A 24,859-nucleotide genomic window follows, 5' to 3' on the forward strand; every position below is an offset into this window, starting at 1 on the left:
CCCGCCCCGGGCGGCCCCCGCGCTGCGCGCCCCGAGAGGTCCCGGGGCGCGCGGGCGGCTCCCGTCAGCCCATGCTCTTCGCGCCGTCCAGGGACTCGCGGATGATGTCGGCGTGGCCGCTGTGCTGGGCGGTCTCTGCGATGAGGTGCAGGAGAACCCGGCGGGCGGTCCAGGACGCGCCGGGCTCGAACCACGGGGCCTCGGGGAGCGGCTGCGCGGCGTCCAGGTCGGGGAGCGAGGCGACCAGGCCGTCGGTCCGCCGGGCCACCTCGTCGTACTCGGCGAGGACGCCGGCGAGGGTCTCCTCCGGGAGCAGCCGGAACCCGTCGGAGTAGCGGGCGAGGTCCTCCTCGGTCATGGCGTCGAAGTCGCCCATCGCGGACGGGCCCTCCACGATGAAGTCCGCCCAGGTGCGCTCGGTCGCCGAGACGTGCTTGATCAGGCCGCCGAGGCACAACTCGCTGACGGTGGTCCGCCGCCGAGCCTGGTCGTCGGTGAGGTCGCGGACGGTGAGGCGCAGGAAGTGCCGCTGCTTGCCCAGCGCCGCCAGCAGGTCGGCGCGCTCCCCGGTGACGGGCGCGTTCACGGGCTGGTTCACGGTCTGGCTCACGGTCTGGCTCACGGTCTCGGTCATGGGTTTCCCGCCTTCCCTGGATCTCTCCGTTCTGACAGGGACAACGCTAGGAGCCTCAACGGCCACTTTCTGACCTATATGCGCCAGGATATGGCCATGGCGAACACGAGCACGCGGACCCTGCGCCTGCTGTCCCTGCTGCAGAGCCACCGGTACTGGCCGGGCGGGGAGCTGGCCGAGCGGCTGGGGGTCTCGCGGCGGACGCTGCGCCGGGACGTCGACCGGCTGCGCGAGCTGGGCTATCCGGTCGAGGCGCGGCGCGGCGCCGACGGCGGCTACCAGCTCGCGCCGGGCACCGCGCTGCCGCCGCTGGTGATCGACGACGACGAGGCGGTCGCCCTGGCCGTCGGGTTGCAGGCGGCCGCGCAGGGCGGGGCGCGGGGCGGGACGGAGGGTGCGGTGGACGGCATCGCCGAGTCGTCGGTGCGGGTGCTGGCCAAGGTCGTGCAGGTGATGCCGGTGCGGCTGCGGCGCCGGGTCGAGGCGCTGCGCGCGATGACCGTGCCCGCGGGGTGGGGCGGCGGGGCCGGGACCCTCATCGACCCGGGGGTGCTCACGGAGGCCGCGCTGGCCTGCCGGGACGCCGAGCGGCTCCGCTTCGCCCACACGGCCGCCGGTGGTCGCCGCACCGACCGGCACGTCGAGCCGCACCGGCTGGTGTGCCTGGGCCGCCGCTGGTACCTGGTCGCCTACGACCTCGACCGGCAGGATTGGCGCAGCTTCCGCGTCGACCGGATCGGCGGGCCGCGGGGGACGGGCGCCCGGTTCCGTCCCCGCGAACTGCCCGCGGCGGACGCGGCCGAGTTCGTCCGCGCAGGACTGGACGAGCTGCCCCGGCCGCACGCGGTCGAGGTGCTCGTCGAGGCGCCCGCCGAGCTCGTGCGCGTGCGGATCGGGCGGTGGAGCACGGCCGAGGAGATCGACGACCGGCGCTGCCGGGTGCGCATCACCGCCGACTCGCTGGACTGGGCGGCGATGGCGCTCGGCGTCGTCGGCGCCGACTTCCACGTCGTGGACCCGCCCGAGCTGCGCGAGCGGGTCCACGAGTGGGCGGCCCGGTTCGGCCGGGCTTAGCGGTTCGGCCGGCCCCGGCCGGCCCCGGCCGGGCCGGAGGCTAGGACGGCGGCAGGCCGAGAGCGCGGGCGATGAGCATGCGCTGGACCTCGGACGTGCCCTCGCCGACCTCGAGGATCTTCGCGTCGCGGTAGAAGCGGCCCACGGCGTACTCGTTCATGAAGCCGTAGCCGCCGAAGATCTGCGTGGCCTCGCGGGCGTTGTCCATCGCGGCGTTCGACGCGACGAGCTTGGCGATCGCCGCCTCCTTCTTGAACGGCTCGCCCGCCAGCAGCCGGGCGGCGGCCGCGTAGTAGGCGAGGCGGGCGGTGTGCGCGCGCGTCTCCATGTCGGCGATCTTGAACTGGATCGCCTGGTACCGGCCGATCTCCCGGCCGAACGCCTCGCGCTCGCGGACGTAGCGCAGGCACTCGTCCACGCAGCCCTGCGCGAGCCCGACCGACAGCGCCGCGATGGCGATGCGGCCCTCGTCCAGGATGCGGAGGAACTGCGCGTAGCCCCGGCCGCGCTCCCCGACGAGGTTCTCGGCGGGGACGCGGACGTCGTCGAAGGACAGCTCGCGGGTGTCGGACGCCGACCAGCCGACCTTCGAGTACTTGCGCCCGACCGTGAAGCCCGGCGTGCCGTTCGGGACGATGACCGTGGAGATCTCGTTCTCGCCGGTGAAGGCCGTGACCGTGACGAACTCGGTGATGTCCGTGCCGGAGTTCGTGATGAACGACTTCGAGCCGTTGATCACCCAGGAGTCGCCGTCGAGCCGGGCCGTGGTGCGCATGCCGCCCGGGACGTCCGAGCCGCCGCCCGGTTCGGTCAGCCCGAACGCGGCGAGCCGCTCGCCGGAGATCAGCCGCGGGAGCCACCGGGCCTTCTGGGCGTCCGAACCGAACCTGTAGATCGGCATGGCGCCCAGCGAGACCCCGGCCTCCAGGGTGATCGCCACGGACGAGTCGACGCGCGCGAGTTCCTCGAGGGCGAGGCAGAGCGCGAAGTAGTCGCCGCCCATGCCGCCGTGCTCCTCGGGGAACGGCAGCCCGAACAGCCCCATCTTGCCCATCGCGGCGACGATCTCGTACGGGAACTCGCCGCGCTCGTAGAGGTCGCCGATCACCGGGGCGACGGACTCGCGGGCGAACCGCTCGACCGTGCTCCGCAGCTCCTCCTGCTCGTCGCTCAGATTGAAGTCGATCATCACTGCTCCGATCCGGGGGACAGGGCCTGCACGACGCGGGACGGGCTCGGGCGGCCGAGCCGTTCCGCCATCCACCGGCTGGTCTCGACGAGCTTGCCGAGGTCGACGCCGGTGTCGACGCCGAGGCCGTCCAGCATCCACACCAGGTCCTCGGTGGCGAGGTTGCCGGTGGCGCTCTCGGCGTACGGGCAGCCGCCGATGCCGCCCGTGGACGCGTCCACGACCGTGATGCCGGCGCGCAGCGCGGCGAGCGTGTTGGCGAGGGCCTGCCCGTAGGTGTCGTGGAAGTGGACGGCGAGCCGGTCGGTGCCGATCCCGGCGGCGCCCATCGCCTCGATCAGCGCGGTCACGTGCCCGGCGGTGCCGACGCCGATGGTGTCGCCGATGCTGAGCTGCGAGCAGCCGAGCTCCATCAGCCGCTCCGCGACCGACACGACCTGCTCGATCGGGACGTCGCCCTCCCACGGGTCGCCGAACGCCATCGACACGTAGGCCCGCACCCACAGGCCCTGCGCGCGCGCCCGCTCGACGACGGGAGCGAACATCTCGATGGACTCGTCTACGCTCCGGTTCAGATTCCGTTGGGCGAACGACTCGGTGGCGCTCCCGAACACGGCGACCTCGGTAACGCCGTTGGCGAGCGCCCGGTCCAGTCCTCGCTCGTTCGGGACGAGGACTGGGTAGCGCAGGTCGGGCGAGCGGGGCAGGACGTCGAGCAGCTCCTCGGCGTCGGCGAGCTGCGGCACCCACTTGGGGTGGACGAAGCTGGTCGTCTCGATCGTGCGCAGCCCCGCGTCCGCGAGCCGGGTGACGAACTCGGCCTTGACGGACGCGGGCACGATCGCCTTCTCGTTCTGCAGGCCGTCCCGTGGCCCGACCTCGTAGATCGAGACCCGTTCGGGCAGGCCCGGCAGCGGTGTGCGCATCGTCATTCCCCTTCGATCACGGCCAGTACCGCGTCCAGGGCGACCTGGGCGCCGGCGCGGACCGGCAGCCGCGCCACGACGCCCGCGAGGGGCGCGGTGACGGTGTGCTCCATCTTCATCGCCTCGACGACCACGAGCGCCTGGCCCGCCGCGACGCGGTCGCCCTCGGCCGCCTTGACGGCCAGGACGGTCCCGGGCATCGGGCTGCGCAGCACCCCGTCCCCGGCTCCGGCGGCCGCCGCGCCGCCCTCGGCGGCGACGTGCTCGCCGAGCGCCCACGCGCGCCCCTCGCGGCCGAGCCACAGCGTGTCGCCGTCGCGGGCGGCGGCGAACGTGATCGTCCGTCCGGCGTAGGTGAGGGTCGTGCCGCGCAGGGACGCCTCGACGGGCTCGCCGTCGCCGACGCGGACCCGCGCGGCCGACGCGCGGCCCTGCACCCGGACCTCGACGGGCTCGCCGCCCGCCGGCGTGATGATCCAGCGCGTCCAGGCGTGCGCGCCGGGGCGCCAGCCGTCCGGGATCTCCCACGGGTCGCCCGCCGAGCGTTCGAGGGCGTGCATCCGCTCCAGGGCGGCGGCGGCGAGCGCCTCGGGCGGGACGGATCCATCGCCCACCAGGCCGTCGAGGGCGCGCTCGACCAGGCCGGTGTCCATGTCGCCGGACGCGACGTCCGGGTGCCGCAGCAGCGCGCGCAGGAACGCGACGTTCGTGGGGACGCCGAGAAGCGTGTACCCGGCGAGCGCCCGGTCGAGGCGGTGCAGCGCCTCGGCCCGGTCCGCGCCGTGGACGATCACCTTCGCCAGCATCGGGTCGTAGGAACCGCCGATCTCGGTGCCGGTGTCGAGCCCGGAGTCGACCCGCACGTCCGGTTCGTCCAGGGCGAGGACGCGGCCGCCGGTCGGCAGGAAGCCGCGGGCCGGATCCTCGGCGTAGACGCGTGCCTCGACCGCGTGCCCGTCCAGCCGGACGTCGCCCTGCGCGAACGGCAGCCGATCCCCGGCCGCGACGCGGAGCTGGAGCTCGACGAGGTCGAGCCCCGTCACCAGCTCGGTCACGGGGTGTTCGACCTGGAGCCGGGTGTTCATCTCCATGAAGAAGAACTCGGCCGGGCGGTCGGCCGACACGATGTACTCGACCGTCCCGGCGCCGGTGTACCCGACGGCCTGCGCCGCGGCGACGGCGGCGGCGCCCATCCGCTCGCGGGCCGCCGCGTCCGGCAGCGGCGACGGCGCCTCCTCGACGATCTTCTGGTGCCGCCGCTGCAGGCTGCACTCGCGCTCGCCCAGATGGACGGCGTTGCCGTGGGCGTCGGCGAACACCTGGATCTCGATGTGCCGGGGGTTCTCGACGAACCGCTCGACGAGGATCGTGTCGTCGCCGAACGAGCCGCGCGCCTCGCGCCGCGCGGACGCGATCGCGTCCGGCAGTTCCGCCGCGTCGCGCACCAGGCGCATGCCCTTGCCGCCGCCGCCCGCCGACGGCTTGAGCAGCACCGGCAGGCCCACCTCGAGCGCCGCGTCCCGCAGCTCGCCGTCGGACAGGCCCGCCTCGTCCCGTCCGGGGACGACCGGGACCCCGGCGGCGGCGACGGTCCGCTTCGCGCGGATCTTGTCGCCCATCGCCTCGATGGCCTCGGCGGGCGGGCCGATGAACACCAGGCCCGCCTCGCCGCAGGCGCGCGCGAACGCGGTGTTCTCCGCCAGGAACCCGTACCCCGGATGGACGGCCCTCGCGCCCGCCGCGCGGGCCGCGCCGATCACCGCCTCGATGTCGAGGTAGGACGGGACGAGCAGTGCCTCGTCCGCCTCGCGCACGTGCCGGGACCCGGCGTCGGCGCCCGTGTGGACGGCCACCGACCGCACCCCGAGGCGCCGCAGCGTGCGGAACACGCGGACGGCGATCTCACCCCGGTTGGCGACCAGGACGCTGTCGAACATCAGACCTCACATCCGGAAGACGCCGTAGCCGACCGGCTCCAGCGGTGCGTTCGCCGCGACCGACAGCCCGAGCCCCAGAACCCGCCGGGTGTCGCGCGGGTCGATCACCCCGTCGTCCCACAGCCGCGCCGTGGAGTAGTACGGATTCCCCTGGTCCTCGTACTGCTCGCGGATCGGCGCCTTGAACCCTTCCTCGTCCGCGGCGGGCCAGTCCTCGCCGCGCGCCTCCAACTGGTCGCGGCGGACGGTCGCCAGGACGCTCGCGGCCTGCTCACCGCCCATGACCGAGATGCGGGCGTTCGGCCACATCCACAGGAACCTGGGGGAGTAGGCCCGGCCGCACATCGCGTAGTTGCCCGCGCCGAACGAGCCGCCGATCACGATCGTGAACTTGGGGACGCGCGCGCACGCCACGGCCGTCACCATCTTGGCGCCGTGCTTGGCGATGCCGCCCGCCTCGTACTCGCGGCCCACCATGAACCCGGTGATGTTCTGCAGGAACACCAGCGGGACGCTGCGGCGGTCGCACAGCTCGATGAAGTGCGCGCCCTTCTGCGCCGACTCCCCGAACAGGATGCCGTTGTTGGCGACGATCCCGACCGGATGCCCGTGCACGCGCGCGAAGCCGGTGACGAGCGTCGTCCCGTACTCCCGCTTGAACTCCTGGAAGCGGCTGCCGTCCACGATGCGCGCGATGACCTCGCGGACGTCGTAGGGGGTGCGGGCGTCCGGCGGGACGACTCCGTACAGTTCGGACGGGTCGGCGGCCGGTTCCTCGGACGGTGCGACGTCCCAGGGGCGGGGCTCGCGCGGCCCGAGCGTCCGGGCGATGTCGCGGACGATCCGCAGCGCGTGGGCGTCGTCCTCGGCGAGGTGGTCGGTGACTCCGGACGTGCGGGAGTGCAGCTCGCCGCCGCCCAGCTCCTCGGCGGTGACGACCTCGCCCGTCGCGGCCTTCACCAGCGGCGGGCCGCCCAGGAAGATCGTGCCCTGGCCGCAGACGATCACGGCCTCGTCGCTCATCGCGGGCACGTACGCGCCGCCCGCCGTGCACGAGCCCATGACGGCCGCGATCTGCGGGATGCCGCGTTCCGACATCGTCGCCTGGTTGAAGAAGATCCGCCCGAAATGCTCGCGGTCGGGGAACACCTCGTCCTGGCGGGGCAGGAACGCGCCGCCGGAGTCGACCAGGTAGACGCAGGGAAGGCGGTTGTGCAGCGCCACCTCTTGCGCCCGCAGGTGCTTCTTGACCGTGACGGGGTAGTACGTGCCGCCCTTCACGGTGGCGTCGTTGGCGACGATCACGCACTCGCGCCCGGAGACGCGGCCGATCCCCGTGATGATCCCGGCGCCCGGCGCCTCACCGTCGTACATGCCGTCGGCCGCCAGCGGGGACAGCTCCAGGAACGGCGAACCGGGGTCGAGCAGCGTGTCGACCCGGTCGCGGGGGAGCAGCTTGCCGCGCGCGACGTGCCGTTCGCGGGCCCGCTCGGGGCCGCCGCGCCCGGCCCGGTCCACGCGCTCGCGCAGCCGCGCGACCAGCCGTTCGTTGTGCGCGGCGTTGGCCTTGAACGCCTCGCCCGCGACGTCGGCGCGCGTGCCGATCTCGGGTCCGGTCATGGTGCCTTCCCTGTTAACGAGCATTAACAACTCGATGTTAATGCTCATTAACAGCGTTCGTCTACACTTGCCGCATGGCCTCCCCACCCGCCGAGACGGCCCCGGGCGCGCCCGACCCCGCGCCGCCGAACCCGCGCCGGGCGGAGATCCTCGCGGCCGCCGCCGAACTGTTCGCGCGCCGCGGCTACCACGGCACGTCCATCGGCGACGTCGGCCGCGCCGTCGGGCTCACCGGTCCCGCGCTCTACCGGCACTTCCGCGGCAAGGAGGCCGTCCTCGCCGAGATGCTGCTGGACATCAGCGAGCGCCTGCTCGCCGAGGGCGCCCGCCGCGCCGCCGGCCCCGACCCGTCGCGCGCACTGGACGCCCTCCTCCGCTGGCACATCGCGTTCTCGCTGGACAATCCCGCGTTGATCACCGTGCACCAGCGCGAACTCGACAACGTCCCCGAGGAGCAGCGGCACCGCGTCCGCCGGCTGCAGCGCTCGTACGTCGAGGAGTGGGTCACCGTGCTGCGCCGCCGGACGCCCGCGCTGCCCGACGACCGCGCCCGCGCGGCCGTCCACGCCTGCTTCGGGCTGCTCAACTCCACGCCGCGCAGCGCCGCGGGCCTCGACCGCGGCGCGATGGGCGACCTCCTGCACGCCATGGCCCGCGCCGCCCTCGACGGCGCCGCGCGGGAAGCGGCACGGGACTAGTCTCGCCCCGCCAGCAGGGCCGTGTAGCCGACGGCCCCCGCGTGCACGGCCGCGTGGACGGCGCGGGCGAGCCGCGAGCCCCACGGCGAGCGCGGTCCCGCGAACGGCTCGGGAGGCTCCGGCCCCGACTCCGGGACGGCGACGCACACGGCGTCCGAGGCGGTGCCCGTGCAGGGATATCCCGCCTCCAGCAGGGCCTGCGTCTTCGCCTCCGTGACCGTGATCACCGCGTTGACCAGCGCCGCGTCCGTCAGTGGCACCGGGATCACGGCGAGAATGTTGATCGTTCCCGGATGCCACGCGGGGCGGGGGCGCGGAGGCCGGTCGAGCAGCATCGGCGCCAGCTCCGGATCCGGCGCCCCGTCCGGCGCCGCCGCCCACGTCGGGACCCGCAGCCCCACGGTCGCCGCCGCCCCGACACCGCCGTCCGCGCCCCGGACCGTCCGGTCGACGGCGGCGGCCGTCAGCATCCCGACGCCCGGACCGTCCAGCCCGTGCGAGGAGGCGAGTTCGGCCAGGTGCGCGACCGGGTCGGTGCGCGCGTAGCCGCCCGGGACCTGCGCGTTCAGCACCCAGCGGACCGGTCCGATCCCGCCGCCGACCAGAGCCGACGAGACGGCGCGCCAGCCGTCGCCCGCGCGCCACACCGTCGAGGCGAGACGGGTGCCCTCCTCCGTCCGGAACGCCGATTCCAGGATCGGGGACGCGGTGCTCACGGGCGCTCCAGGGAGAGGACGGGCCGCCCGCCGGGGCCCTCGGCGACGTGGACGCGCGCGTCGAAGTGCTTCTCGACCGCGTCGCGGGTCAGGACCTCGCGGGGCGTCCCGGCCGCCGCGACCCGGCCGGCCGACAGCAGGACGAGGGAGTCGGCGTACTGCCCGGCCAGCGTCAGGTCGTGGATTGTCGTCACCACGGTCAGCCCGTCCGACAGCCGCAGCCGGTCGATGAGCTCCATCACCTGCTGCTGATGGCCGATGTCGAGCGCGGACGTCGGTTCGTCCAGCAACAGGACGGACGTCTGCTGGGCGAGCGCGCGCGCCAGCACCACACGCTGCCGTTCGCCGCCGGACAGGTGGTCCAAAGGGCGGCCTGCGAGCTGCGTAAGGTCGAGTCGCTCGAGCACCTCGGCCGCTATGGAGCGGTCCCGCGCGCTCTCTCGGCCGAGGTGGGGGATGTAGGGGGAACGGCCCAGCAACGTGTAGTCGAAGACCGTCATCCCGGCCGGAAGGTTCGGGGCCTGCGGCGCGTACGCGACCGCTCGGGCCCGCTGTCGAGGCTTGAGCGCACGAAGATCCTCGCCCGCCACCCGGACCTCGCCCTCCGCGGGCAGGAGCCCGAGGGCCGCGCGCAGCAGCGTCGACTTGCCCGCCCCGTTCGGCCCGATCACGGCCGTCCACGACCCCGCGGGCACGTCCAGCGACACGCCGGTGAGGACCGGCCGTCCGCCCAGCTCCACGCCGAGCCCGCGCACCTCGACCGTCACGTCTCCACCTGCCTGCGGCTCGCGCGCAGCACCGCGACGAAGAACGGCCCGCCGACGAACGCCGTCACCACGCCGAGCGGCAGCTCGCCGGGGGCGATGACGGTCCGCGCGACCAGGTCCGCGAGCGCCAGGAACGCGGCGCCGCCGAGCAGCGACAGCGGCAGCACCACCCGGTACGAGCCGCCCGCCAGCCGCCGGACGACGTGCGGCACCACGATCCCGACGAAACCGATCAGCCCGCTGACGGCGACCGCGCACGCCGTCGCCAGCGACGCCGCCACCAGCACCGTGAGCCGGACCCGCCGCGCCGACAGCCCGAGCGACGCGGCCTCCTCGTCGCCCACGCTCAGCACGTCCAGCAGGCGCCCGTGCGCGAGCAGCACGATCGTCGAGGCCAGCGCGTACGGGCCGACGAGCGCGAGCTGCGACCAGTCGGCGCCGCCGACCCCGCCGAGGAGCCACGCGTAGATCCGCTGCAGTTCCTCCGACCCGAGCTGCTGCAGGAACGTCTGCACGGCGGCGAGGAACGACGACACCGCCACCCCGGACAGGACGAGCGTCGCCGCGCCGCCCGCCATGCCCGCCGTCCGGCCCAGGACGTAGGCCAGGAAGACCCCGAGCAGCGCCCCGGCGAAGGCGGCCAGCGGCACCCCGTACCCCAGGTCGCCGTGCAGCAGGACGATCACCAGCGTGGCCCCGACGCCCGCCCCCGAGGCGGCGCCCAGCAGGTACGGGTCGGCGAGCGGGTTGCGGAACACGCCCTGGTACCCGGCGCCGGCCATGGCGAGCATGCCGCCGACCAGCGCCGCCAGCAGCACGCGGGGGAGGCGCAGCTCGAACAGCACGTTCTCCTCGATCACCGACAGGCCGGAGTCGAGGCGGACGAACGGCAGCCGGTCGGCGAGCGCCGCAGGCACGCCGCGCGACGGCAGGTCCGCGGCGCCCGCGAACAGGCCCGCCAGCAGGACGGCGACCAGGACACCGGCGGCCGCCGCGAGCGGGACGGGCCGCAGCCGCGCCTGGACGGGACGGGCGTCCGGTCCCGTCCGGAGCACGGCGGAGGTCCCGGCGCCGGGCCGCCGCGGGAGTCGGGCCTTCACGGCCGGACGCCCTCCCTCCCGGCCGTCACCGGCCCTTCTGGACGGCGTCGCCGATCGCCTTCACGAACTCCGGCAGGCGGGGGCCCCAGCGGGACGCGATGTCGTCGTCGAGTTCCACCACGCCGCCGTCCCGGACGGCCTTCAGATCGCCCCATCCGGCGCGTCCGGCGACCGTCCCGGCGTCCTGGCCGCAGCACTTGGTGTCGGCCAGGAAGACGAGATCCGGGTTCCGCTCGAGCAGGTACTCGCGGGACAACTGCGGGTAGCCGCCGCTCGCGTCCTCCGCCTCGTCCGCGATGTTCCGCAGGCCGAACAGCCCGTACACCTGGCCGATGAACGTCGTGGACGTCACGGTGTGGAGCTGGTCGTCGAGTTCGTGGAAGTAAGTCAGATCCTCGGCCTTCCCGGCCGTCTCGACGGTCTGCTCGATGTCCGCCCGCATCGTCCGGACCAGCTCGGTCGCCTCGGCCTCGTGCCCGGTCGCCCTCCCGAGGTCGGCGATCTCGTCGTAGGCCTCGTCGAGGTTCGTCGCGGCGGGTTCCAGCAGCACCGGCACCCCGACCTTCTCCAGCGACTTCACGATGCCGTTCATGTCGTCGGACAGCACGACCAGATCGGGCTCGTAGCCGATGACCGCCTCGGCGTTCGGCTTGAAGCCCGACAGCTTCGTGCGCGGCGCGTTCTCGGGGTGGGTGGAGTACTCGTCGACCGCGACCACCTGGGGGCCCGCGCCGATCGCGAACAGCGTCTCGGTGTGGGTGGGGGACAGCGACACGATCTTCCCGGGCTTCTCCGGGATCGTCACGGCGCCGTTGGCGGCCTGCACGGTGACCGCGCCGGCGCCGTCCGCCTCCGTCGCGCCGTCCCCGCCGCCGCAGGCCGAGGCGAGCGTCACGACGCCGAAGACGAGGGCCGCGCCGAGCGCGCGTACGGGTCTCACAGGAGCCTCCTGGATGCGGGAAGCCGCGGCCCGCGCAGGACGGATCGCCCTTCCACGAGGTCGATGGTCGTCGGCGCGCGGGAGGCGACCTGGCTCGGCCTTCTCGGGGGAGGCACCACAGTTGCGGGACAGCGCCGGATTCGCACCGGCTTCGCTCCGCGCGCGCTTGAGCTGGAAGGTTATCAGCAGGCAAAATCAGCACCCGCCGCCGGCACCGGTGTGAGTCCTCACTCCGCCATCGACGCCTCGCCGTCCTGTTCACGTGACCCATCCGGCCCGTCCGGACAACGGGCGCGTCGACCACGACCACCCGCTGGGCCGCCGCGGGCCGTACTTCGCCGACTCCAGCGGCAACCTTTACGAGCTCATCGCGCCGTGACCGACCGCAGGAACTCGCGCGTCCGCTCGCGCTCCTCGCCCGACATGTACTCGCCGGCCACGAAGTCGGTCACGCCCGCCGCGTCCAGTTCCGCCAGCCGCGCGCCGACCTCGTCCTCGGTTCCGATGATCGCGAGATCCTCCGGGCCCTTCGCCCCCTCGCGGTCCATCATCGCCCGGTAGGACGGCAGCGTCCCGTACACCTCGAACGCCTTCGCCGCTCGCTCCCGCGCGCGCTCCGGGTCGCCAGTGACGCAGACGGGCAGCACGCACACGATCCGCGGGGCGGCCCGCCCCGCCGCCTCGGCCGCCCCCGTGATCGTCGGTGCAATGTGCTCCCGCACGGTCGCCGGGCCCGTCATCCACAGGACCGTCCCGTCCGTGCGCTCCGCCGCCAGCTTCAGCATCCTGGGCCCCAGCGCCGCGAGCAGCAGCGGAACCCGGCCCTCGTTGGGCACGCCGAGCGAGATGTGCCCGCGCACGGTGTCGCCGTCGAACGCGGCCGTCTCACCGGTCAGCAGCGGCAGGAGCACCGACAGGTACTCGTCCATGTGCCGCAGCGGGCGGCCGAAGTCGAACCCGTACATGTCCTCGATGACGACCTTGTGCGACAGGCCGATGCCGAGCGTCAGCCGTCCGTCCAGCGCGAGTGCCGCCGTCCGCGCCTGCTGCGCCAGGGCCGCCGGATGCCGCGGATACGACGGGACCACCGCCGTCCCCAGCTCGATCCCGGGGACGCCGTTCCCCGCGACGGCGAGCGCCGTCAGCGCGTCCATCCCGAAGATGTTCGACATCCACGCCGACGCGAACCCGTCGTCCGCCGCCCTCCGCACGTCGTCGCCGAGCCTGGCGAGCGCGTCCGGCCCGCTCCGTTCACCGAGCGAAACCCCGATGCGCATGCGATCTCCCTTGTCAGCCGCCCGCCGCGTACCGTTCGGCGAGCTCCCGGTCCCGTTCGGCCCATCGGCGATGCCGCAGGGCCGCCTGCAGGTGCAACTCTGCCTCCTCCGGGTGCGCCGCGGCCATCCGCTCCAGCAGGATCGCCGCGCGCTCGTGCGCGCGCGCCGACGACACGATGACGCCGCACGCGTACTCGCCCGGTGACGAACCGCCCCGCCGCGCTCTCACCCGCGTCGCATGGTCGTCGCCCTCCGGGGCCGATCGACCAGCCCTCCCGACACGATGCCCTACCTACCCAGCACCCCGCCCGTTCAGCCCCGCCCGGCGACGTCCGATCACCGAAGATGTCCGATCATTGGACACGTGCCGACATCCGAACCGCTCACGCTCTACACCGCCGACCGGGTCCGCATCGACGCCGGACACCTCCGGGGGCCGGACGGCCTCTGCTTCGTCCTCGCGCACGGGTTCACGTGCTCGTGGCGGCAACCGGCCCTGCGGCGGATCGCGGGAGTCCTGAACCGGTTCGGCGGCGTGGTCGGCCTCGACTTCCGCGGCCACGGCGGGTCCGGCGGGCACTCCACCGTCGGCGACCGCGAGGTCCTCGACATCGAGGCCGCCGTCGGCGCGGCCCGCCGCCGCGGCTACGAGCGCGTCGCCGTCGCGGGCTTCTCCATGGGCGGCGCCGTCGCCGTCCGGCACGCGGCCCTGCACGGCGGTGTCGACGCCGTCGTCTCGGTCAGCGCGCCCGCGCGCTGGTACTACAGCGGGACCGTCCCGATGCGCCGCGTCCACTGGGCCATCGAGCGCCGCAGCGGCCGGTTCGCCGTCCGGGTCGCCCGCGGCACCCGCATCGCGCCCCGGGGCTGGGACCCCGTCCCGAAGGCCCCGCACGAGGTCGCCGGACGCATCGCGCCCGTCCCGTTCCTCGTCGTGCACGGCGACGCGGACGCGTTCTTCCCCCTGGAGCACGCGCACCAGCTCTACGGGGCCGCCCGCGACCCGCGCGAACTGTGGGTCGAGCCGTCCTTCGGCCACGCCGAGGCCGCCGCCAACCCGGACCTGATCACGCGCATCGGCCGGTGGACCGTCGGCGCCGTGGCCGCCCGCCCCGAGACCGCGCGCTGACGACCGCCGGCACGAAGTTATCCACAGTTTCGATTACCTGTTCGACTCGCGTGCCCCGCCCGGCAGCATCGTCTCCATGAACGGATTCACGCTCACCTGGAAGCGCACCGAAGGCTCGATCATCCCCATCGGCCGGGGCGTCTATTTCGTCCCTGTCAAAGGTGCGACTCTCGAAAGCCGGGCGGCCCTGCTCAGCCGTCTCCTTCCCGAGGAGGTCGTGATCGCCCGGCGCACCGCCGCGTGGCTCTGGGGACTGGACGTCTTACCCCCGGGCGTTCGCGAGGCCGACTGGCCCGTCGACCTGATCGACCCCCGTCGGCCGGGCACCCACCTTCCCTCCGAGCACACCGTGGAGAGAGCACATGTACGTCTCACCTCGCCCGTCCGGACCGCCCTCGACTGCGCCCGCTGGCTGCCCCGCCACGAGGCCGTCGCCGGCCTCGACCAGTTCCTCAGGCGCGGCGTCGGCGTGCCCGAACTCAGGAAGATGGCCCGCACCCTCCCCGGCTACCGGGGCAACACCCGGCTCGGGGAGATCCTCCGCCTCGGCGACCCCGGATCGGCGTCACCCGGCGAAAGCTGGACCAAGGTGGCGGTCGTCGACGCCGGATTCCCCCGCCCCGCCTGCCAGGTCCCGGTCATGGGCCCGCGCGACCGCCCGCTCTACGTGGATCTCGGGTACGAGGAGTTCCGCGTCGGTCTCGAATACGACGGCGAACTGCACCACACCGGCTCGGAGGCGCGCGACCGCGACCGTCGCCGCCGCAGATGGCTCGCGGCGGAGAAGAACTGGGAGGTCATCCCCGTCACCCGCGACTTCTTATCCCGCCCGGCGCCGTATCTGGAGGCACTACTGATCGCTCTCCTGAAACGGGGCTGGGCCCCTGACGACACCACCCTCGACCGCATAGGAAGGAGGCTGCGCACCCTCGCGCGCCCCCGCCGCTGAACCGCCTCGAGATACGGGTGAGCGGGTAACGGACACGGTTTCGGCGGTGCTCGGGTCACCTACTCTGGTGCGTCCTCAGGCCAGCGTCCCGCCTCCTGAAGGATCGCTTTGTACAGCGTCCACCGCTTGTCGGCGGGGCCACAGTCCCAGTGGGCGACGCCCATGCCGTCCGCGCCCGGCACGGTGACGTGGATCCGCCGAGTCCCACGGTCGTACCAGATCCCGTGTTCGACGTACACGGTCAGCTGCTTGCCCTTGGTGCTGAGGCGCGTTTTCGGTGGCATGCCGGAAGTCTGCACCACACCTCACGCCTGCGCAGTGCAGTTGGAGAGGTTGATGCCACCCTGGACCGAGACCGCCCTCTGTTGAAGCGCACGGGGCGTGCGGACGACGGGTTCTGTGCCCGGCGGCTCCGCGGTGTTGGGCTTTCAGCGGTGGTCGAGGAGGGCCGAGAGGCGTTTCGGGGCGATGAGGCGGTAGCTGTCCTCGATCAGCTCGGCCAGTTCGTCCCAGTCCTGGTCGACGTCGAGGCGCGTGCCCACCCATCCCTTGCCGCCCACGTACGGGGGCCGGTAGAAGCGCTCGGGGTCCTCGGAGATGAGGGCTTCCTGGACGCCGGGCCCTCCCTTGAACATCAGCGAGAGACCGTCCTCGCTCGTCATCGCGAAGAGCTTGTCACGGACACGGAAGGAGGGCGAGGTGTGACCGCCGAAGGGTTTCTCGGCCGCCTCCGGCAGCGCCAGGCAGATCTCCCGCAGACGCTCGAACGTGTCCATATTCCCGTCCTTCCCTTCGGGTCGCGCAAGGGAATCGTAGAGGGCGGGTGTGACATCGCCGGTGCGCTAGGCAGTTCTTCCGTTCGACGGAACCTCGGCTGACGTGCGCGCGGGCCGGGCGGGATCGTCGTGGTGACCGGACGTCGTGCATCGGAGGGACCGAGTGGCCGCGGACAACACCGTCGAGACCGAGGTGGTCGTCGCAGAAAGGACGGACCTCGCCGAAGGCGTCGTCGGCCTGACCCTGCGGGCGGCGGACGGGGGAGAGCTGCCCTCGTGGCGGCCCGGGGCGCACATCGATCTGCTGCTGGACGCCGGTGTCGTGCGTCAGTACTCGCTGTGCGGCGACCCGGGGGACGGCACGTGGCGGCTGGGGGTGCTGAAGGAGGGGCCGGGGTCGACGATCGTGCACGAGCGGGTTCGCCCGGGAGATCGGCTGCGCACGCGCGGGCCCCGCAACAACTTCGCCCTCGAGGACGCGCCGCGGTACCTGTTCCTCGCCGGCGGCATCGGCATCACGCCGATCCTGCCGATGGTGGCGGCGGCCGAGGCGGTCGGCGCGGACTGGCGCCTGCTGTACGGGGGCCGCAGGCTCTCGGCGATGGCGTTCCTCGACGAGCTGTCCCGCTACGGGGACCGTGTCGAGGTGCGGCCCCAGGACGAGTTCGGGCTGCTCGACCTGGACGTCCTGGACACGGTCGAACCGGGGACCGCCGTGTACTGCTGCGGTCCCGAGCCGATGATCGCGGCGGTCGAGCGGCGGGCGCCCGGCGTGCGGACCGAGCGGTTCGCCGCCCGGCCGGACGACGGTCCGCGGGAGGCGTTCGAGGTCGAGCTGGCGCTGAGCGGCCGGACGGTCGAGGTTCCGGCCGGCTGCTCGATCCTGGAGGCGGTCGAGAAGGCGGGTGTGGACGTCCTGTCGTCGTGCCGGGAAGGGACGTGCGGGACGTGCGAGACGCCCGTCCTGGAGGGGGAGCCCGATCACCGGGACTCCGTGCTGACCGAGGAGGAGCGCGAGGAGGGCGGGTTCATGATGGTCTGCGTGTCGCGGTCGCGCGGCCCGCGCCTCGTCCTCGAGCTCTGACCGCCGTCCCCGCGCGCCGCGATCACCCTCTCGGTTCGCTCCGCTGTGCTTCGGGCGACCGACGACGCCGGTGATGCATGGCGCGAACATGGATGCCCGTGAATCTGGCCGCCCTCGAGCTGGACCTGCTCACCGCCCTGCGCGCCCCGACTCGCCCGTGCCGCACGGCGCGTCGGGCGCATGGTGGTCACGCGGGCGCGTGCGTGCCTCCCCGCGGCGCGGGCGCAGGGAGGCGCCGAGCCGGCCGCTGAAGGCGGGCCGCCGCGTGCAGCGGCGGATCGGCGCGACCGAACCGGTTTCGGGACGTGCTCAGCGGCGAACTCCCCGGAGAAGAACGCGCGTCGCGAGGGGGAACCGATGGAGACGGAGATGATCGTCGAGATCCCGCGGGGGTCGCGGAACAAGTACGAGATGGATCACCGGCTTGGGCGGATCCGGCTGGATCGCATGCTGTTCACCTCGACGCAGTATCCGATCGACTACGGTTACATCCCCGGCACCGTGGCCGAGGACGGCGATCCCCTCGACGCGATGGTCCTGCTCGAGGAACCCACCTTCCCGGGATGCCAGGTGACCGTCCGCAGCATCGGGGTGTTCTGGATGCTGGACGAGAAGGGTCCGGACGCGAAGATCCTCGGCGTCCCGGCCCGCGACGTCCGCTACGAGGGCATCCGCGACCTGCGGGACGTGCACGCCTACATGCTCGACGAGATCGCCCACTTCTTCGACATCTACAAGAGCCTCGAACCGGGCAAGAGCGCCGACGTCCGCGGCTGGCAGGACAGGGAGATCGCCGACCGCGAGATCGCAGCCTCGACCGGGCGCGCCGGGCGCTGACCGGCCGACCGGCAGGCGGCACGGTCCGACTCCAGAGCCCGTGAAGGCTCCGAACAGAGTGCCGACGCGGCCCGCGGTCTCTCCTGCGGCCCGGGCGGGGCCCATCAGAACAGGGTGGGCGGCCCCACGGGCTCCGGCTCGGGCAGCGGTTCGAGTTCGGGCACCAGCGCCCGCACCTCGTCGTGGAAGCGCCGGGCGAGTTCGAGGGCCTCGGCGTTGTCGGGCGTGTGGACGAACACGGTGGGCGTGCGTCCCTCGCGCAGCCAGCCGGCGACGGTCGCCGTCCATCCCTGCCAGCCCTCGACGGTGCGGTCGGTGTCGTCGCGGCCGAGGTAGCGGACGATCGGGCGTCCGGTGAGCGCGGCCGCGCGCCGGGGCATCCGGGGCTTCTTCGTCCACGCGTCCCGTTCGGCGTCGCTGGTCGGCGGGCTGCGGAACAGGGTGGTGGTGTCGAACGGCACCCATTCGGCGCCGCTCTCGGACAGGGCCCGCTCCAGCAGCGACGCCGCCCGCGCGTCCTCGAAGAACGCGCGGTGCCGCACCTCGACCGCGTACCGGTGCGACGCGGGGAGCCGTCGCAGGAAGCGCGCGAGCGTCCCGACGTCGCCCGGCCCGAAGGACCCGGGCAGCTGCACCCACAGCGCGTGGGCGCGCGGCCCGAGCGGCTCGATCGCGTGCAGGAACGCCCGCAGCTCGTCGTCGGCGCCCACGAGTCGGCTCCCGTGCGTGACCGGCTTGGGCAGCTTCACCACGAACCGGAAGTCGGGCGGCGTCTGCCCCGCCCACGACTCGACCGCGTCCCGCGAGGGGGTCGCGTAGAAGGTCGTGTTGCCCTCGACCGCGTTGCACCACGACGCGTAGGCGCGCAGGCGCTCGCCGGCGGGCAGCGCCCGTGGCAGGTAGCGGCCCTGCCACGGCGCCAGGTTCCACATCGCGCATCCCACATGAAGCCGCACGACCCCGACGTTATCGCGCGAGCCCGTCGTTATGCGGCGGGCCCGTGTTTGGTGGGGGCCGGTTGTTGTCGTGTGGGGGCGCCGGGGTTGCGCTGCCCCGTTGTTGGTGGGCGGGGCGGCCGTTGTCGTGCGGGCCGGTTTGTTGTCGTGCGGGGCCGTCGGAGCCGCACGACCCCGTCGTTGTCGCGCGAGCCCGCCGTTATCCGGCGGGCCCCTGGTTGACGCGCGGATCGGCTTGCTATCGCGCGGGGTCGTCGTTGCCGTGCTCTGCCTGGGGGCGGCCGTGCCAGCGGGCGATGTCGGTCTGGTCGGCGTCCGGGCCGAGGTCCTCGGCGGCCGCCGCCCACAGGTCCACGGCGGCCCGGCCGAAGGGGAGCGGTGTGTCCTGTGCCTCGGCCAGCTCGGCCGCGATCCGGATGTCCTTGAGCATCAGCGACAGCCCGAACCCGGAGTCGTAGCGGTCGCTGAGGACGAAGTTCGGCCACTTGACCTCGGTGGACGCGCAGCGGCCGCTCGAGCTGTTGATGGCGTCGATCATCACCGCCGGGTCGAGCCCGAAGCGGCTCCCCGCCCGCATGACCTCCGCGGTCGCCAGCAGGTGGGAGGCCGACAGGAGGTTGTTGAACGCCTTCAGCGCGTGCCCGGCCCCGACGTCGCCGGCGTGCACGACGGTGCCGCCCAGCACGTCCAGGACGGGACGGACGCGGTCGACGTCGGCGGCCGCGCCCCCCGCCATGACCGTGAGCGTGCCGCTCTCGGCGCCCTTCACCCCGCCCGAGACCGGGGCGTCGACGAACGCGACGCCGCGTTCCGCCGTGCGGGCGGCGATCTTCTGCGTGGACAGGGGACGGCTCGACCCCATGTCGATCAGTGCCGAGCCCGCCTGGAGCACGTCGAGCAGGCCGTCCACGACGCCCTCGACGATGTCGCTGTTCGGCAGCATCAGAATGACGGCGCCGGCGCCGCGGGCGGCGTCGGCGGCCGAGGCCACGAGCGTGAGCCCGTCCGGGAGCTCGCCGGCGGGCGGCGGCGCGGGATCGTGGCCGAGCACCCGCAGCCCGGCCTCCGCCAGCCGCCTGGACATCGGACGCCCCATGTGGCCGAGGCCCACGAATCCGACCGTCCGGATCGGCGCGCCGTCACTCATTGCCCTGCGTCCCTTCGTCCTCGCGCAGTTCCTCGAGCACCCGCTCGGCGATGCGGAACGACTGCATCGCCGCCGGGACGCCGCAGTAGACCGTCGTCTGGAGCAGCGCCTCCCGGATCTCCTCGACCGTGCAGCCGTTGGTGATCGCCGCGCGGACGTGCACCGCCAGCTCGTGGTCGCGGCCCAGCGCCGTCAGCATCCCGAGGTTGATCAGGCTGCGGGTGCGGCGGTCCAGGCCGTCGCGGGTCCACACCGCGCCCCAGCAGTACTCGGTGACGAGTTCCTGGACGGGCCGGGCGAAGTCGCTCACCCCGGCCATGGAACGCTCCACGTGCGCGGCGCCGAGAACCTCCCGGCGGGTCGCCAGGCCCTGCTCGAAACGGGACGGGTTCGCGTCGGTGACGCTCAACGGCTGCTCCTCGGTGCGGGACGGGCGCGCTCAGCCGAGCGCGGCGACGATCTGCGGCAGGTCGGCGGTCGTGCGGATGCCGGGCGCGGCGGCGCAGACGAACGGGACGGCGTTGACGGCGCGGTGGGCCGTGTAGCCGGGGGTGGTCGCGGCCATCCGGTCGAGCGGTACCGGGAACCGCAGGTCGACGTCCAGGGGGGTGTCACCCTCCACCGCGACGCGCCAGCCCGTCTCCCGGAGGTCCCAGTCGGCGTCGAGTTCGGTGGTGCAGTACCAGGTCGCGACGAAGCGCAGCAGGTCGTGCCCGCCGCGCAGGCCGGTGACCGTGATCCGCTGGGCGGCGACGGTCCCGGCCTCGATCTCCCCGGCGGCGATGCGGACGGCGCGGGGCGCGGTCGCGACCTCCCCGGAGGCCTCGACGGAGTCCAGCGGCAGGCCGAGCGTGTCCGCGAGGAGCTCCAGGGACGGGCCGAAGCTGACGCGCCCGTGGGACAGCCGGCGCTCGTCCATGTCGGCGGGCGGGCGGCCGAAGCCCATCACGTCGAACAGCAGGCCGGGGGAGTCGCGCCGGGAGAGGTCGGCGTACTCGCCGATCGTCAGCCGGTCGAGGCGGCGCTGGATCGAGGTGAGCACCAGCGGGACGGCCTCGGTGATGAAGCCGGGGCTGCTCCCGGTGCTGTGGACCGAGGCGCCGCCGCGCTCGCAGGCCGCCTCGATCCGCTTGCGGACATCGGGGTCCATGCTGTCCGGACGGTGGAACTCCCCGCGCGTCGTGACGACGTTCACGCCCGCCTCGAGAAGCCGGCACACGGTGTCGAAGTCGCAGGCCCGCGGCATGTACAGGACGCAGTCCGGCCGCAGGGCCAGGATCTCGCCGGCGTCGCGGGTCGCGGTGACGCCCGTCGGGTCGAGCCCGCACAGCTCCCCGGCGTCCCTCCCCGCCTTGGCCGGAGAGTGGACGTACGCTCCGGCCAGGGCCAGGGTCGGGTGCTCGATCACCGCGCGCAGCGCCCGCGTGCCGATGTTCCCGGTGGCCCACTGGACGACCCGGTACCGCGACCGGCCGTCCCGTTCATCCCCCGGCCGGTCGTCCGGCCCGCCGCGCGGTGTCTCGGGCATGCTGTGGCACCTCACTCTCCGATAGCGAGAACGTTAATCTCACTATCGGAGATGGTCAATGCCGAAGCGTGCGGGCGCCGGGTGCGCGGGCGTTCACCTGCGGTGCTCCATGAGGTCCAGGGCGTCGTCGGCCGCCCGCATGACCGGGCCCGCCGGGACGCCCGCCGCGTCCGCGACGGTGGCCAGCAGCCGCGCGTCCTTCTGCAGCAGGGCGCCCGCCCGTTCCCCCATCGGGCCGAGCGTGCCGCCCGCCGCGGCGACGCGGCCGAGCGCGAAGCTGGTCCCGCTGCCGTGGGAGATGACCTCCGCGAGGCGGTCCGGGTCGACGTCCAGCGACCGGCCGAGGGCGAGCGCGCCCGCGGCGGTCGCCAGGTTCGCCGTAAACAGCACGTTGTTGAGCAGCTTGGTCAGCTGCCCGGATCCGAGCGGGCCGAGGTGGACGATCGGGTCGGCGTACGTCGCGAACACCGGCCGGCAGCGTTCCACGGCCGCGTCGTCGCCGCCCGCCATCACCAGCAGCCGGCCCTCGGCCGCCGCCTGCCCGCCCCCGCTGACCGGTGCGTCCACCACGGACACGCCCCGCGCCGCGGCGGCGTCGGCGAGGCGCCGGCAGGTGTCGGGGTGCACGGTGCTGTGCACGACGACCACGCCGCCCGCCGCGAGCCCCTCCAGGATGCCGTTCTCGCCGGTCACGACCTGCTCGACGTCGGCGTCGTCGACCACGCAGACGCAGGCGACGTCGCAGTCGGCGGCCATCTCGGCGGGAGTGCCGGCGGTCTTCGCGGCGGTGTCGGCGAACGGCTCGAGGGAGCCGGGGCGGCGCGCCCACAGCGTCGTCGGATGCCCGGCCTCGACGATCCGGCGCGCCATCGGCCCGCCCTGGCTGCCCAGCCCGACGAAGCCGACGCGCGTCTTCGCCGCGGACGTGCCCCCGGACGTCTCTCCGGGCGGTGGGGTGACTGTCGGTCCGCTCATCGGGCGCTCCTCCTCGGACGGTCCTGCAGTATCGGGACGGTTCTGCGGTTTCGGCGGCGCGGCTCGGGCCGCGCCGCGTGCACGGGATCCGCGGGGCGTCTGCGCGCGGGCGAACGGACGCGGGTGCGGATCACGGCCGCCGGGCCTCGCCCGGCGGCGGGGCGGCCGCTCGCCGGACCGGCCGCCGTCGTGTCGCACGCGCGGCGGACCTCGGCCGTTCCGGGACGTCGCCGCGGCCGCCCACGGCGAAGGAAAGCAGCCGCCAGACGGGCAGTCAACAGCGCCCCGGCGCGGTGAACGGCCGTGCCGGCGTGCGCGGCGCGACCGGCCCGGGGGACCTGCGCGACCACCGTCCAGAGCACGTCCACCTCCGCAGAACAAGCCCCTCACCAGCATGAACGTGCTCCGGCCGGGTCTCGTCGCCGGACCGGCCGCCCGTCCCTCGGACAAGCTTGATCAATGCTTTGAATCTGCGTTCACCGAGGTGACCTATTGCTCAAATGGTTGAGCGTGGCTAGTGTCGCGGTCACCTGAGACTCCCCGCCGGGGATCGACGTCGTCCGGGCCGAGCAGGCCGGACCGGTGCGACGACCATGCGTGAACAGGAGCCGCCGATGCGCCTCGGATTCGTCGGAGCCGGCCGGATGGGCCGCCCGATGGTGGGCCGCCTGGTCCGGGCCGGCCACGAGGTCCGCGTGCTGGGCCGGACGGCCGAGGCGCGCGCGGCGCTCGCCGCGGACGGCGCGCACCCGGTCGCCGACGTCGCGGCCGCCGGGGAGGACGCGGACGCCGTCCTGGTGTGCGTCTTCGACGACGCCCAGGTCCGGGACGTGTGCGTCGACGGCGGGCTGACCGACCGGATGCCGCGCGGGTCGGTCGTCGTCGTTCACACCACCGGCGATCCGGACACCGCCGAGGCCGTCGCCGGACATGCCGCCGCGCGGGGCGTGCGGGTCGTCGACGCCCCGGTCAGCGGCGGGCCGCACGACATCGCGGCGGGCCGGATCTCCCTGTTCGTGGGCGGCGCCGACGAGGCCGTGGAACGGGTCCGACCCGCGCTGGGCTGTTACGGCGACCCCGTCCTGCACGTCGGCGCGCTGGGCGCGGGCCAGCGGGTGAAGCTGCTCAACAACGCGCTGTTCGCCGCGCAGATCGGGCTGCTGGCCGAGGCGGTCCGGCTGGGCGCGGCGCTGGGCGTCGGCGAGCCCGCCCTGCTCGAGGCGCTCGGGCACGGCAGCGCGTCCAGCCGGGCGCTGGCGGGCGTCGCGTCCCGCGGCTCGGTCGCGGACTTCGCCGCGGCGGTGGGCGGCTTCCTCGGCAAGGACATGGACGTCGTCCGGCGGGTCTCCGCCGAGCACGGCGCGGATCTCGGCGCGCTGGGCGGGGGCCTGGACGCGCTGGCAGGTGCGCTGGACGCCGCCGCGGGCGAGCGGACGAGAACATCCACCGCCGGTTGACCGAAACCGGGTGGCAGAGCAGGAAAGGGACGACGTCATGGGACGTGTCGAGGGGAAGGTCGCGTTCGTCACGGGCGCGGCGCGCGGGCAGGGACGCAGCCACGCGGTGCGGCTGGCCGAGGAGGGCGCCGACATCATCGCGGTCGACCTCTGCCAGGACATCGAGACGGTCGGCTACAAGCTGGCCGGACCGGACGACCTCAAGGAGACCGCGCGCCTGATCGAGGCCGCCGGACGGCGCGTCGTGGCGGTGCAGGCGGACGTGCGCGACGCCGGGCAGCTCGCCGACGCGGTCGAGCGGGGCGTGCGCGAGCTGGGGCGGCTGGACGTCGTCGTCGCGCAGGCCGGCATCGCGCCGCTGCACGGCAACCCGCCGCTGCAGGCCTGGACCGACGTCATCAACGTCAACCTGGTCGGCACGATCAACGCGATCCAGGTCGCGCTGCCGCACCTCGGCGAGGGCGCCTCGATCATCGCGACCGGGTCGGCCGCGGCGCTGATGAACATGGGCATGGTGCAGAACCCCGGATCGAACCCCGGCGGCAGCGGCTACGCCTTCACCAAGCGGGCGCTGTCGGAGTACGCGCACGAGCTCGGGCGCAACCTCGCGCCGCTGAAGATCCGGATCAACGTGATCCACCCGACGAACTGCAACACGCCGATGCTGCAGAGCGCGCCGATGTACCGCTCGTTCCGCCCGGACCTCGAGAACCCGACCCGCGAGGACGCCGAGCCGGCGTTCGCGGTGCAGCAGGCGTTCCCCATCTCCTACGTGGAGCCGGGCGACATCAGCGACACCGTTCTCTTCCTCGCGTCGGACGAGTCCAAGTTCGTGACCGGGATGCAGATGCGGGTCGACGCCGGCGGCTATCTGAAGTGGCACGACTACCACGTCTGAGAACGATGACGACAATCAGGTGGGAGGAAAGAGCGTGAAGGTGCGCGTCGATTCGGAACGGTGTCAGGGCCACACGCTCTGCGCGATGATCGCTCCGGAGATCTTCGAGCTCCGCGATGTCGACGGTCACTCGTCCGTCGTGCGGGAGGACGTTCCGGCGGACCAGGAAGCCCAGGTCATCGAAGCCGTCAACTCGTGTCCCGAACGGGCGATCTCCATCGACTGACGGCGGCCTGTCCGGCTCC

Annotated in this window: 27 protein-coding genes and 1 riboswitch; of the genes, 9 read left to right on the forward strand and 18 right to left on the reverse strand. The window is 73.7% G+C overall.

Features of this window, described 5'->3' with window-relative positions:
* Positions 1-64 precede the first annotated feature (64 nt).
* Entirely contained in the window at positions 65-634 is a 570-nt protein-coding gene (locus F7P10_RS37900) for a DinB family protein (RefSeq protein ID WP_151016839.1), read from the reverse strand.
* Between the two features lie 96 nt (positions 635-730).
* Here F7P10_RS37900 and F7P10_RS37905 point away from each other — a divergent pair, with 96 nt between their 5' ends.
* Positions 731-1,708 (forward strand): YafY family protein, encoded by a 978-nt coding sequence (locus F7P10_RS37905; protein ID WP_151016840.1) that lies wholly within the window; start codon positions 731-733, stop codon positions 1,706-1,708.
* Between the two features lie 40 nt (positions 1,709-1,748).
* Here F7P10_RS37905 and F7P10_RS37910 read toward each other — a convergent pair whose 3' ends face one another.
* Genes F7P10_RS37910 through F7P10_RS37925 form a run of 4 tightly spaced genes read right to left on the reverse strand, consistent with a single transcriptional unit; the run spans position 1,749 to position 7,380 of the window.
* Positions 1,749-2,897, reverse strand: a complete 1,149-nt coding sequence (locus tag F7P10_RS37910; RefSeq protein WP_151016841.1) for an acyl-CoA dehydrogenase family protein — start codon at positions 2,895-2,897, stop codon at positions 1,749-1,751.
* Positions 2,897-3,823: a hydroxymethylglutaryl-CoA lyase gene (locus tag F7P10_RS37915; RefSeq protein ID WP_151016842.1), complete on the reverse strand. Its 927-nt coding sequence runs from the start codon at positions 3,821-3,823 to the stop codon at positions 2,897-2,899. Before F7P10_RS37915 ends, F7P10_RS37910 begins: the two co-directional genes overlap by 1 nt.
* A gap of 2 nt (positions 3,824-3,825) precedes the next feature.
* The gene (locus tag F7P10_RS37920) at positions 3,826-5,760 is read right to left on the reverse strand and encodes a biotin carboxylase N-terminal domain-containing protein (protein ID WP_151016843.1); all 1,935 of its coding nucleotides are present in this window, start codon (positions 5,758-5,760) and stop codon (positions 3,826-3,828) included.
* A gap of 6 nt (positions 5,761-5,766) precedes the next feature.
* Positions 5,767-7,380 (reverse strand): carboxyl transferase domain-containing protein, encoded by a 1,614-nt coding sequence (locus tag F7P10_RS37925; RefSeq protein WP_151016844.1) that lies wholly within the window; start codon positions 7,378-7,380, stop codon positions 5,767-5,769.
* Between the two features lie 74 nt (positions 7,381-7,454).
* On the opposite strand from F7P10_RS37925, the gene F7P10_RS37930 reads away from it, so the two are divergent.
* Positions 7,455-8,078 carry a TetR/AcrR family transcriptional regulator gene (locus F7P10_RS37930; RefSeq protein WP_151016845.1) on the forward strand — a complete coding sequence of 208 codons (624 nt, stop codon included), beginning with the start codon at positions 7,455-7,457 and terminating at the stop codon, positions 8,076-8,078.
* On the opposite strand, the gene F7P10_RS37935 is transcribed toward F7P10_RS37930, so the two are convergent.
* From F7P10_RS37935 to F7P10_RS37960, 6 genes are all read right to left on the reverse strand, one after another.
* Entirely contained in the window at positions 8,075-8,794 is a 720-nt protein-coding gene (locus F7P10_RS37935; RefSeq protein WP_254716233.1) for an adenosylcobinamide amidohydrolase, read from the reverse strand. The two genes, F7P10_RS37930 and F7P10_RS37935, sit on opposite strands and share 4 nt — an antisense overlap.
* A complete protein-coding gene (locus tag F7P10_RS37940; RefSeq protein ID WP_151016846.1) occupies positions 8,791-9,561 on the reverse strand; it encodes an ABC transporter ATP-binding protein in 771 nt (256 codons plus the stop codon). Before F7P10_RS37940 ends, F7P10_RS37935 begins: the two co-directional genes overlap by 4 nt.
* A complete protein-coding gene (locus F7P10_RS37945; protein WP_151018558.1) occupies positions 9,558-10,574 on the reverse strand; it encodes an iron ABC transporter permease in 1,017 nt (338 codons plus the stop codon). The genes F7P10_RS37940 and F7P10_RS37945 overlap by 4 nt, the downstream gene beginning before the upstream one ends.
* A 112-nt stretch (positions 10,575-10,686) precedes the next feature.
* Positions 10,687-11,601 carry an ABC transporter substrate-binding protein gene (locus F7P10_RS37950; RefSeq protein ID WP_151016847.1) on the reverse strand — a complete coding sequence of 305 codons (915 nt, stop codon included), beginning with the start codon at positions 11,599-11,601 and terminating at the stop codon, positions 10,687-10,689.
* Positions 11,602-11,689: 88 nt separating this feature from the next.
* Positions 11,690-11,751, reverse strand: a riboswitch (cobalamin riboswitch).
* A gap of 215 nt (positions 11,752-11,966) precedes the next feature.
* Positions 11,967-12,878, reverse strand: a complete 912-nt coding sequence (locus F7P10_RS37955) for an LLM class F420-dependent oxidoreductase (protein ID WP_151016848.1) — start codon at positions 12,876-12,878, stop codon at positions 11,967-11,969.
* 13 nt (positions 12,879-12,891) lie between these two features.
* Positions 12,892-13,107, reverse strand: coding sequence for a hypothetical protein (locus tag F7P10_RS37960; RefSeq protein ID WP_151016849.1), 216 nt, complete (start codon positions 13,105-13,107; stop codon positions 12,892-12,894).
* A gap of 135 nt (positions 13,108-13,242) precedes the next feature.
* Between F7P10_RS37960 and F7P10_RS37965 the strand changes: the two genes are divergently transcribed.
* Both F7P10_RS37965 and F7P10_RS37970 read left to right on the forward strand, forming a co-directional pair.
* The gene (locus F7P10_RS37965; protein ID WP_254716234.1) at positions 13,243-14,007 is read left to right on the forward strand and encodes a S9 family peptidase; all 765 of its coding nucleotides are present in this window, start codon (positions 13,243-13,245) and stop codon (positions 14,005-14,007) included.
* A gap of 76 nt (positions 14,008-14,083) precedes the next feature.
* Positions 14,084-14,956 (forward strand): hypothetical protein, encoded by an 873-nt coding sequence (locus F7P10_RS37970; protein ID WP_151016851.1) that lies wholly within the window; start codon positions 14,084-14,086, stop codon positions 14,954-14,956.
* A 59-nt stretch (positions 14,957-15,015) separates the two neighbouring features.
* On the opposite strand, the gene F7P10_RS37975 is transcribed toward F7P10_RS37970, so the two are convergent.
* Positions 15,016-15,240: a hypothetical protein gene (locus tag F7P10_RS37975; protein ID WP_151016852.1), complete on the reverse strand. Its 225-nt coding sequence runs from the start codon at positions 15,238-15,240 to the stop codon at positions 15,016-15,018.
* A 144-nt stretch (positions 15,241-15,384) separates the two neighbouring features.
* Positions 15,385-15,732: an MmcQ/YjbR family DNA-binding protein gene (locus F7P10_RS37980; RefSeq protein ID WP_151016853.1), complete on the reverse strand. Its 348-nt coding sequence runs from the start codon at positions 15,730-15,732 to the stop codon at positions 15,385-15,387.
* A 163-nt stretch (positions 15,733-15,895) separates the two neighbouring features.
* Between F7P10_RS37980 and F7P10_RS37985 the strand changes: the two genes are divergently transcribed.
* Together F7P10_RS37985 and F7P10_RS37990 are read left to right on the forward strand one after the other, a co-directional pair.
* A complete protein-coding gene (locus F7P10_RS37985; protein ID WP_151016854.1) occupies positions 15,896-16,816 on the forward strand; it encodes a PDR/VanB family oxidoreductase in 921 nt (306 codons plus the stop codon).
* Between the two features lie 357 nt (positions 16,817-17,173).
* A complete protein-coding gene (locus tag F7P10_RS37990) occupies positions 17,174-17,653 on the forward strand; it encodes an inorganic diphosphatase (RefSeq protein WP_151016855.1) in 480 nt (159 codons plus the stop codon).
* A gap of 104 nt (positions 17,654-17,757) precedes the next feature.
* On the opposite strand, the gene F7P10_RS37995 is transcribed toward F7P10_RS37990, so the two are convergent.
* From F7P10_RS37995 to F7P10_RS38015, 5 genes are all read right to left on the reverse strand, one after another.
* Positions 17,758-18,609: a DUF72 domain-containing protein gene (locus F7P10_RS37995; protein ID WP_151016856.1), complete on the reverse strand. Its 852-nt coding sequence runs from the start codon at positions 18,607-18,609 to the stop codon at positions 17,758-17,760.
* Positions 18,610-18,847: 238 nt separating this feature from the next.
* Complete coding sequence (locus tag F7P10_RS38000) at positions 18,848-19,756, reverse strand: NAD(P)-dependent oxidoreductase (protein ID WP_151016857.1); 909 nt, start codon at positions 19,754-19,756, stop codon at positions 18,848-18,850.
* A complete protein-coding gene (gene pcaC / locus F7P10_RS38005) occupies positions 19,749-20,165 on the reverse strand; it encodes a 4-carboxymuconolactone decarboxylase (RefSeq protein ID WP_151016858.1) in 417 nt (138 codons plus the stop codon). Before pcaC ends, F7P10_RS38000 begins: the two co-directional genes overlap by 8 nt.
* Before the next feature lie 30 nt (positions 20,166-20,195).
* Complete coding sequence (locus tag F7P10_RS38010) at positions 20,196-21,284, reverse strand: dihydrodipicolinate reductase (protein ID WP_151016859.1); 1,089 nt, start codon at positions 21,282-21,284, stop codon at positions 20,196-20,198.
* Between the two features lie 93 nt (positions 21,285-21,377).
* On the reverse strand, positions 21,378-22,259 hold the full coding sequence (locus F7P10_RS38015; protein WP_151016860.1) for an NAD(P)-dependent oxidoreductase: 882 nt from the start codon (positions 22,257-22,259) through the stop codon (positions 21,378-21,380).
* Between the two features lie 614 nt (positions 22,260-22,873).
* Here F7P10_RS38015 and F7P10_RS38020 point away from each other — a divergent pair.
* From F7P10_RS38020 to F7P10_RS38030, 3 genes are all read left to right on the forward strand, one after another.
* Positions 22,874-23,716: an NAD(P)-dependent oxidoreductase gene (locus F7P10_RS38020; RefSeq protein WP_151016861.1), complete on the forward strand. Its 843-nt coding sequence runs from the start codon at positions 22,874-22,876 to the stop codon at positions 23,714-23,716.
* A 37-nt stretch (positions 23,717-23,753) separates the two neighbouring features.
* A complete protein-coding gene (locus tag F7P10_RS38025; protein ID WP_151016862.1) occupies positions 23,754-24,614 on the forward strand; it encodes a mycofactocin-coupled SDR family oxidoreductase in 861 nt (286 codons plus the stop codon).
* A gap of 85 nt (positions 24,615-24,699) precedes the next feature.
* A complete protein-coding gene (locus F7P10_RS38030) occupies positions 24,700-24,840 on the forward strand; it encodes a ferredoxin (RefSeq protein WP_254716235.1) in 141 nt (46 codons plus the stop codon).
* The last annotated feature ends 19 nt before the right edge of the window (positions 24,841-24,859 follow it).

The organism is Actinomadura sp. WMMB 499 (assembly GCF_008824145.1).
Lineage (GTDB): Bacteria > Actinomycetota > Actinomycetes > Streptosporangiales > Streptosporangiaceae > Spirillospora.

What these genes read in the sequence shown, in the direction of transcription:
- F7P10_RS37900 (WP_151016839.1), bottom strand. Translation starts at nt 634, where the DNA reads ATGACCGAGACCGTGAGCCAGACCGTGAGCCAGACCGTGAACCAGCCC.
- F7P10_RS37905 (WP_151016840.1), top strand. Translation starts at nt 731, where the DNA reads ATGGCGAACACGAGCACGCGGACCCTGCGCCTGCTGTCCCTGCTGCAG.
- F7P10_RS37910 (WP_151016841.1), bottom strand. Translation starts at nt 2,897, where the DNA reads ATGATCGACTTCAATCTGAGCGACGAGCAGGAGGAGCTGCGGAGCACG.
- F7P10_RS37915 (WP_151016842.1), bottom strand. Translation starts at nt 3,823, where the DNA reads ATGCGCACACCGCTGCCGGGCCTGCCCGAACGGGTCTCGATCTACGAG.
- F7P10_RS37920 (WP_151016843.1), bottom strand. Translation starts at nt 5,760, where the DNA reads ATGTTCGACAGCGTCCTGGTCGCCAACCGGGGTGAGATCGCCGTCCGC.
- F7P10_RS37925 (WP_151016844.1), bottom strand. Translation starts at nt 7,380, where the DNA reads ATGACCGGACCCGAGATCGGCACGCGCGCCGACGTCGCGGGCGAGGCG.
- F7P10_RS37930 (WP_151016845.1), top strand. Translation starts at nt 7,455, where the DNA reads ATGGCCTCCCCACCCGCCGAGACGGCCCCGGGCGCGCCCGACCCCGCG.
- F7P10_RS37955 (WP_151016848.1), bottom strand. Translation starts at nt 12,878, where the DNA reads ATGCGCATCGGGGTTTCGCTCGGTGAACGGAGCGGGCCGGACGCGCTC.
- F7P10_RS37970 (WP_151016851.1), top strand. Translation starts at nt 14,084, where the DNA reads ATGAACGGATTCACGCTCACCTGGAAGCGCACCGAAGGCTCGATCATC.
- F7P10_RS37975 (WP_151016852.1), bottom strand. Translation starts at nt 15,240, where the DNA reads ATGCCACCGAAAACGCGCCTCAGCACCAAGGGCAAGCAGCTGACCGTG.
- F7P10_RS37980 (WP_151016853.1), bottom strand. Translation starts at nt 15,732, where the DNA reads ATGGACACGTTCGAGCGTCTGCGGGAGATCTGCCTGGCGCTGCCGGAG.
- F7P10_RS37990 (WP_151016855.1), top strand. Translation starts at nt 17,174, where the DNA reads ATGGAGACGGAGATGATCGTCGAGATCCCGCGGGGGTCGCGGAACAAG.
- F7P10_RS38000 (WP_151016857.1), bottom strand. Translation starts at nt 19,756, where the DNA reads ATGAGTGACGGCGCGCCGATCCGGACGGTCGGATTCGTGGGCCTCGGC.
- F7P10_RS38010 (WP_151016859.1), bottom strand. Translation starts at nt 21,284, where the DNA reads ATGCCCGAGACACCGCGCGGCGGGCCGGACGACCGGCCGGGGGATGAA.
- F7P10_RS38015 (WP_151016860.1), bottom strand. Translation starts at nt 22,259, where the DNA reads ATGAGCGGACCGACAGTCACCCCACCGCCCGGAGAGACGTCCGGGGGC.
- F7P10_RS38020 (WP_151016861.1), top strand. Translation starts at nt 22,874, where the DNA reads ATGCGCCTCGGATTCGTCGGAGCCGGCCGGATGGGCCGCCCGATGGTG.
- F7P10_RS38025 (WP_151016862.1), top strand. Translation starts at nt 23,754, where the DNA reads ATGGGACGTGTCGAGGGGAAGGTCGCGTTCGTCACGGGCGCGGCGCGC.
- F7P10_RS38030 (WP_254716235.1), top strand. Translation starts at nt 24,700, where the DNA reads ATGATCGCTCCGGAGATCTTCGAGCTCCGCGATGTCGACGGTCACTCG.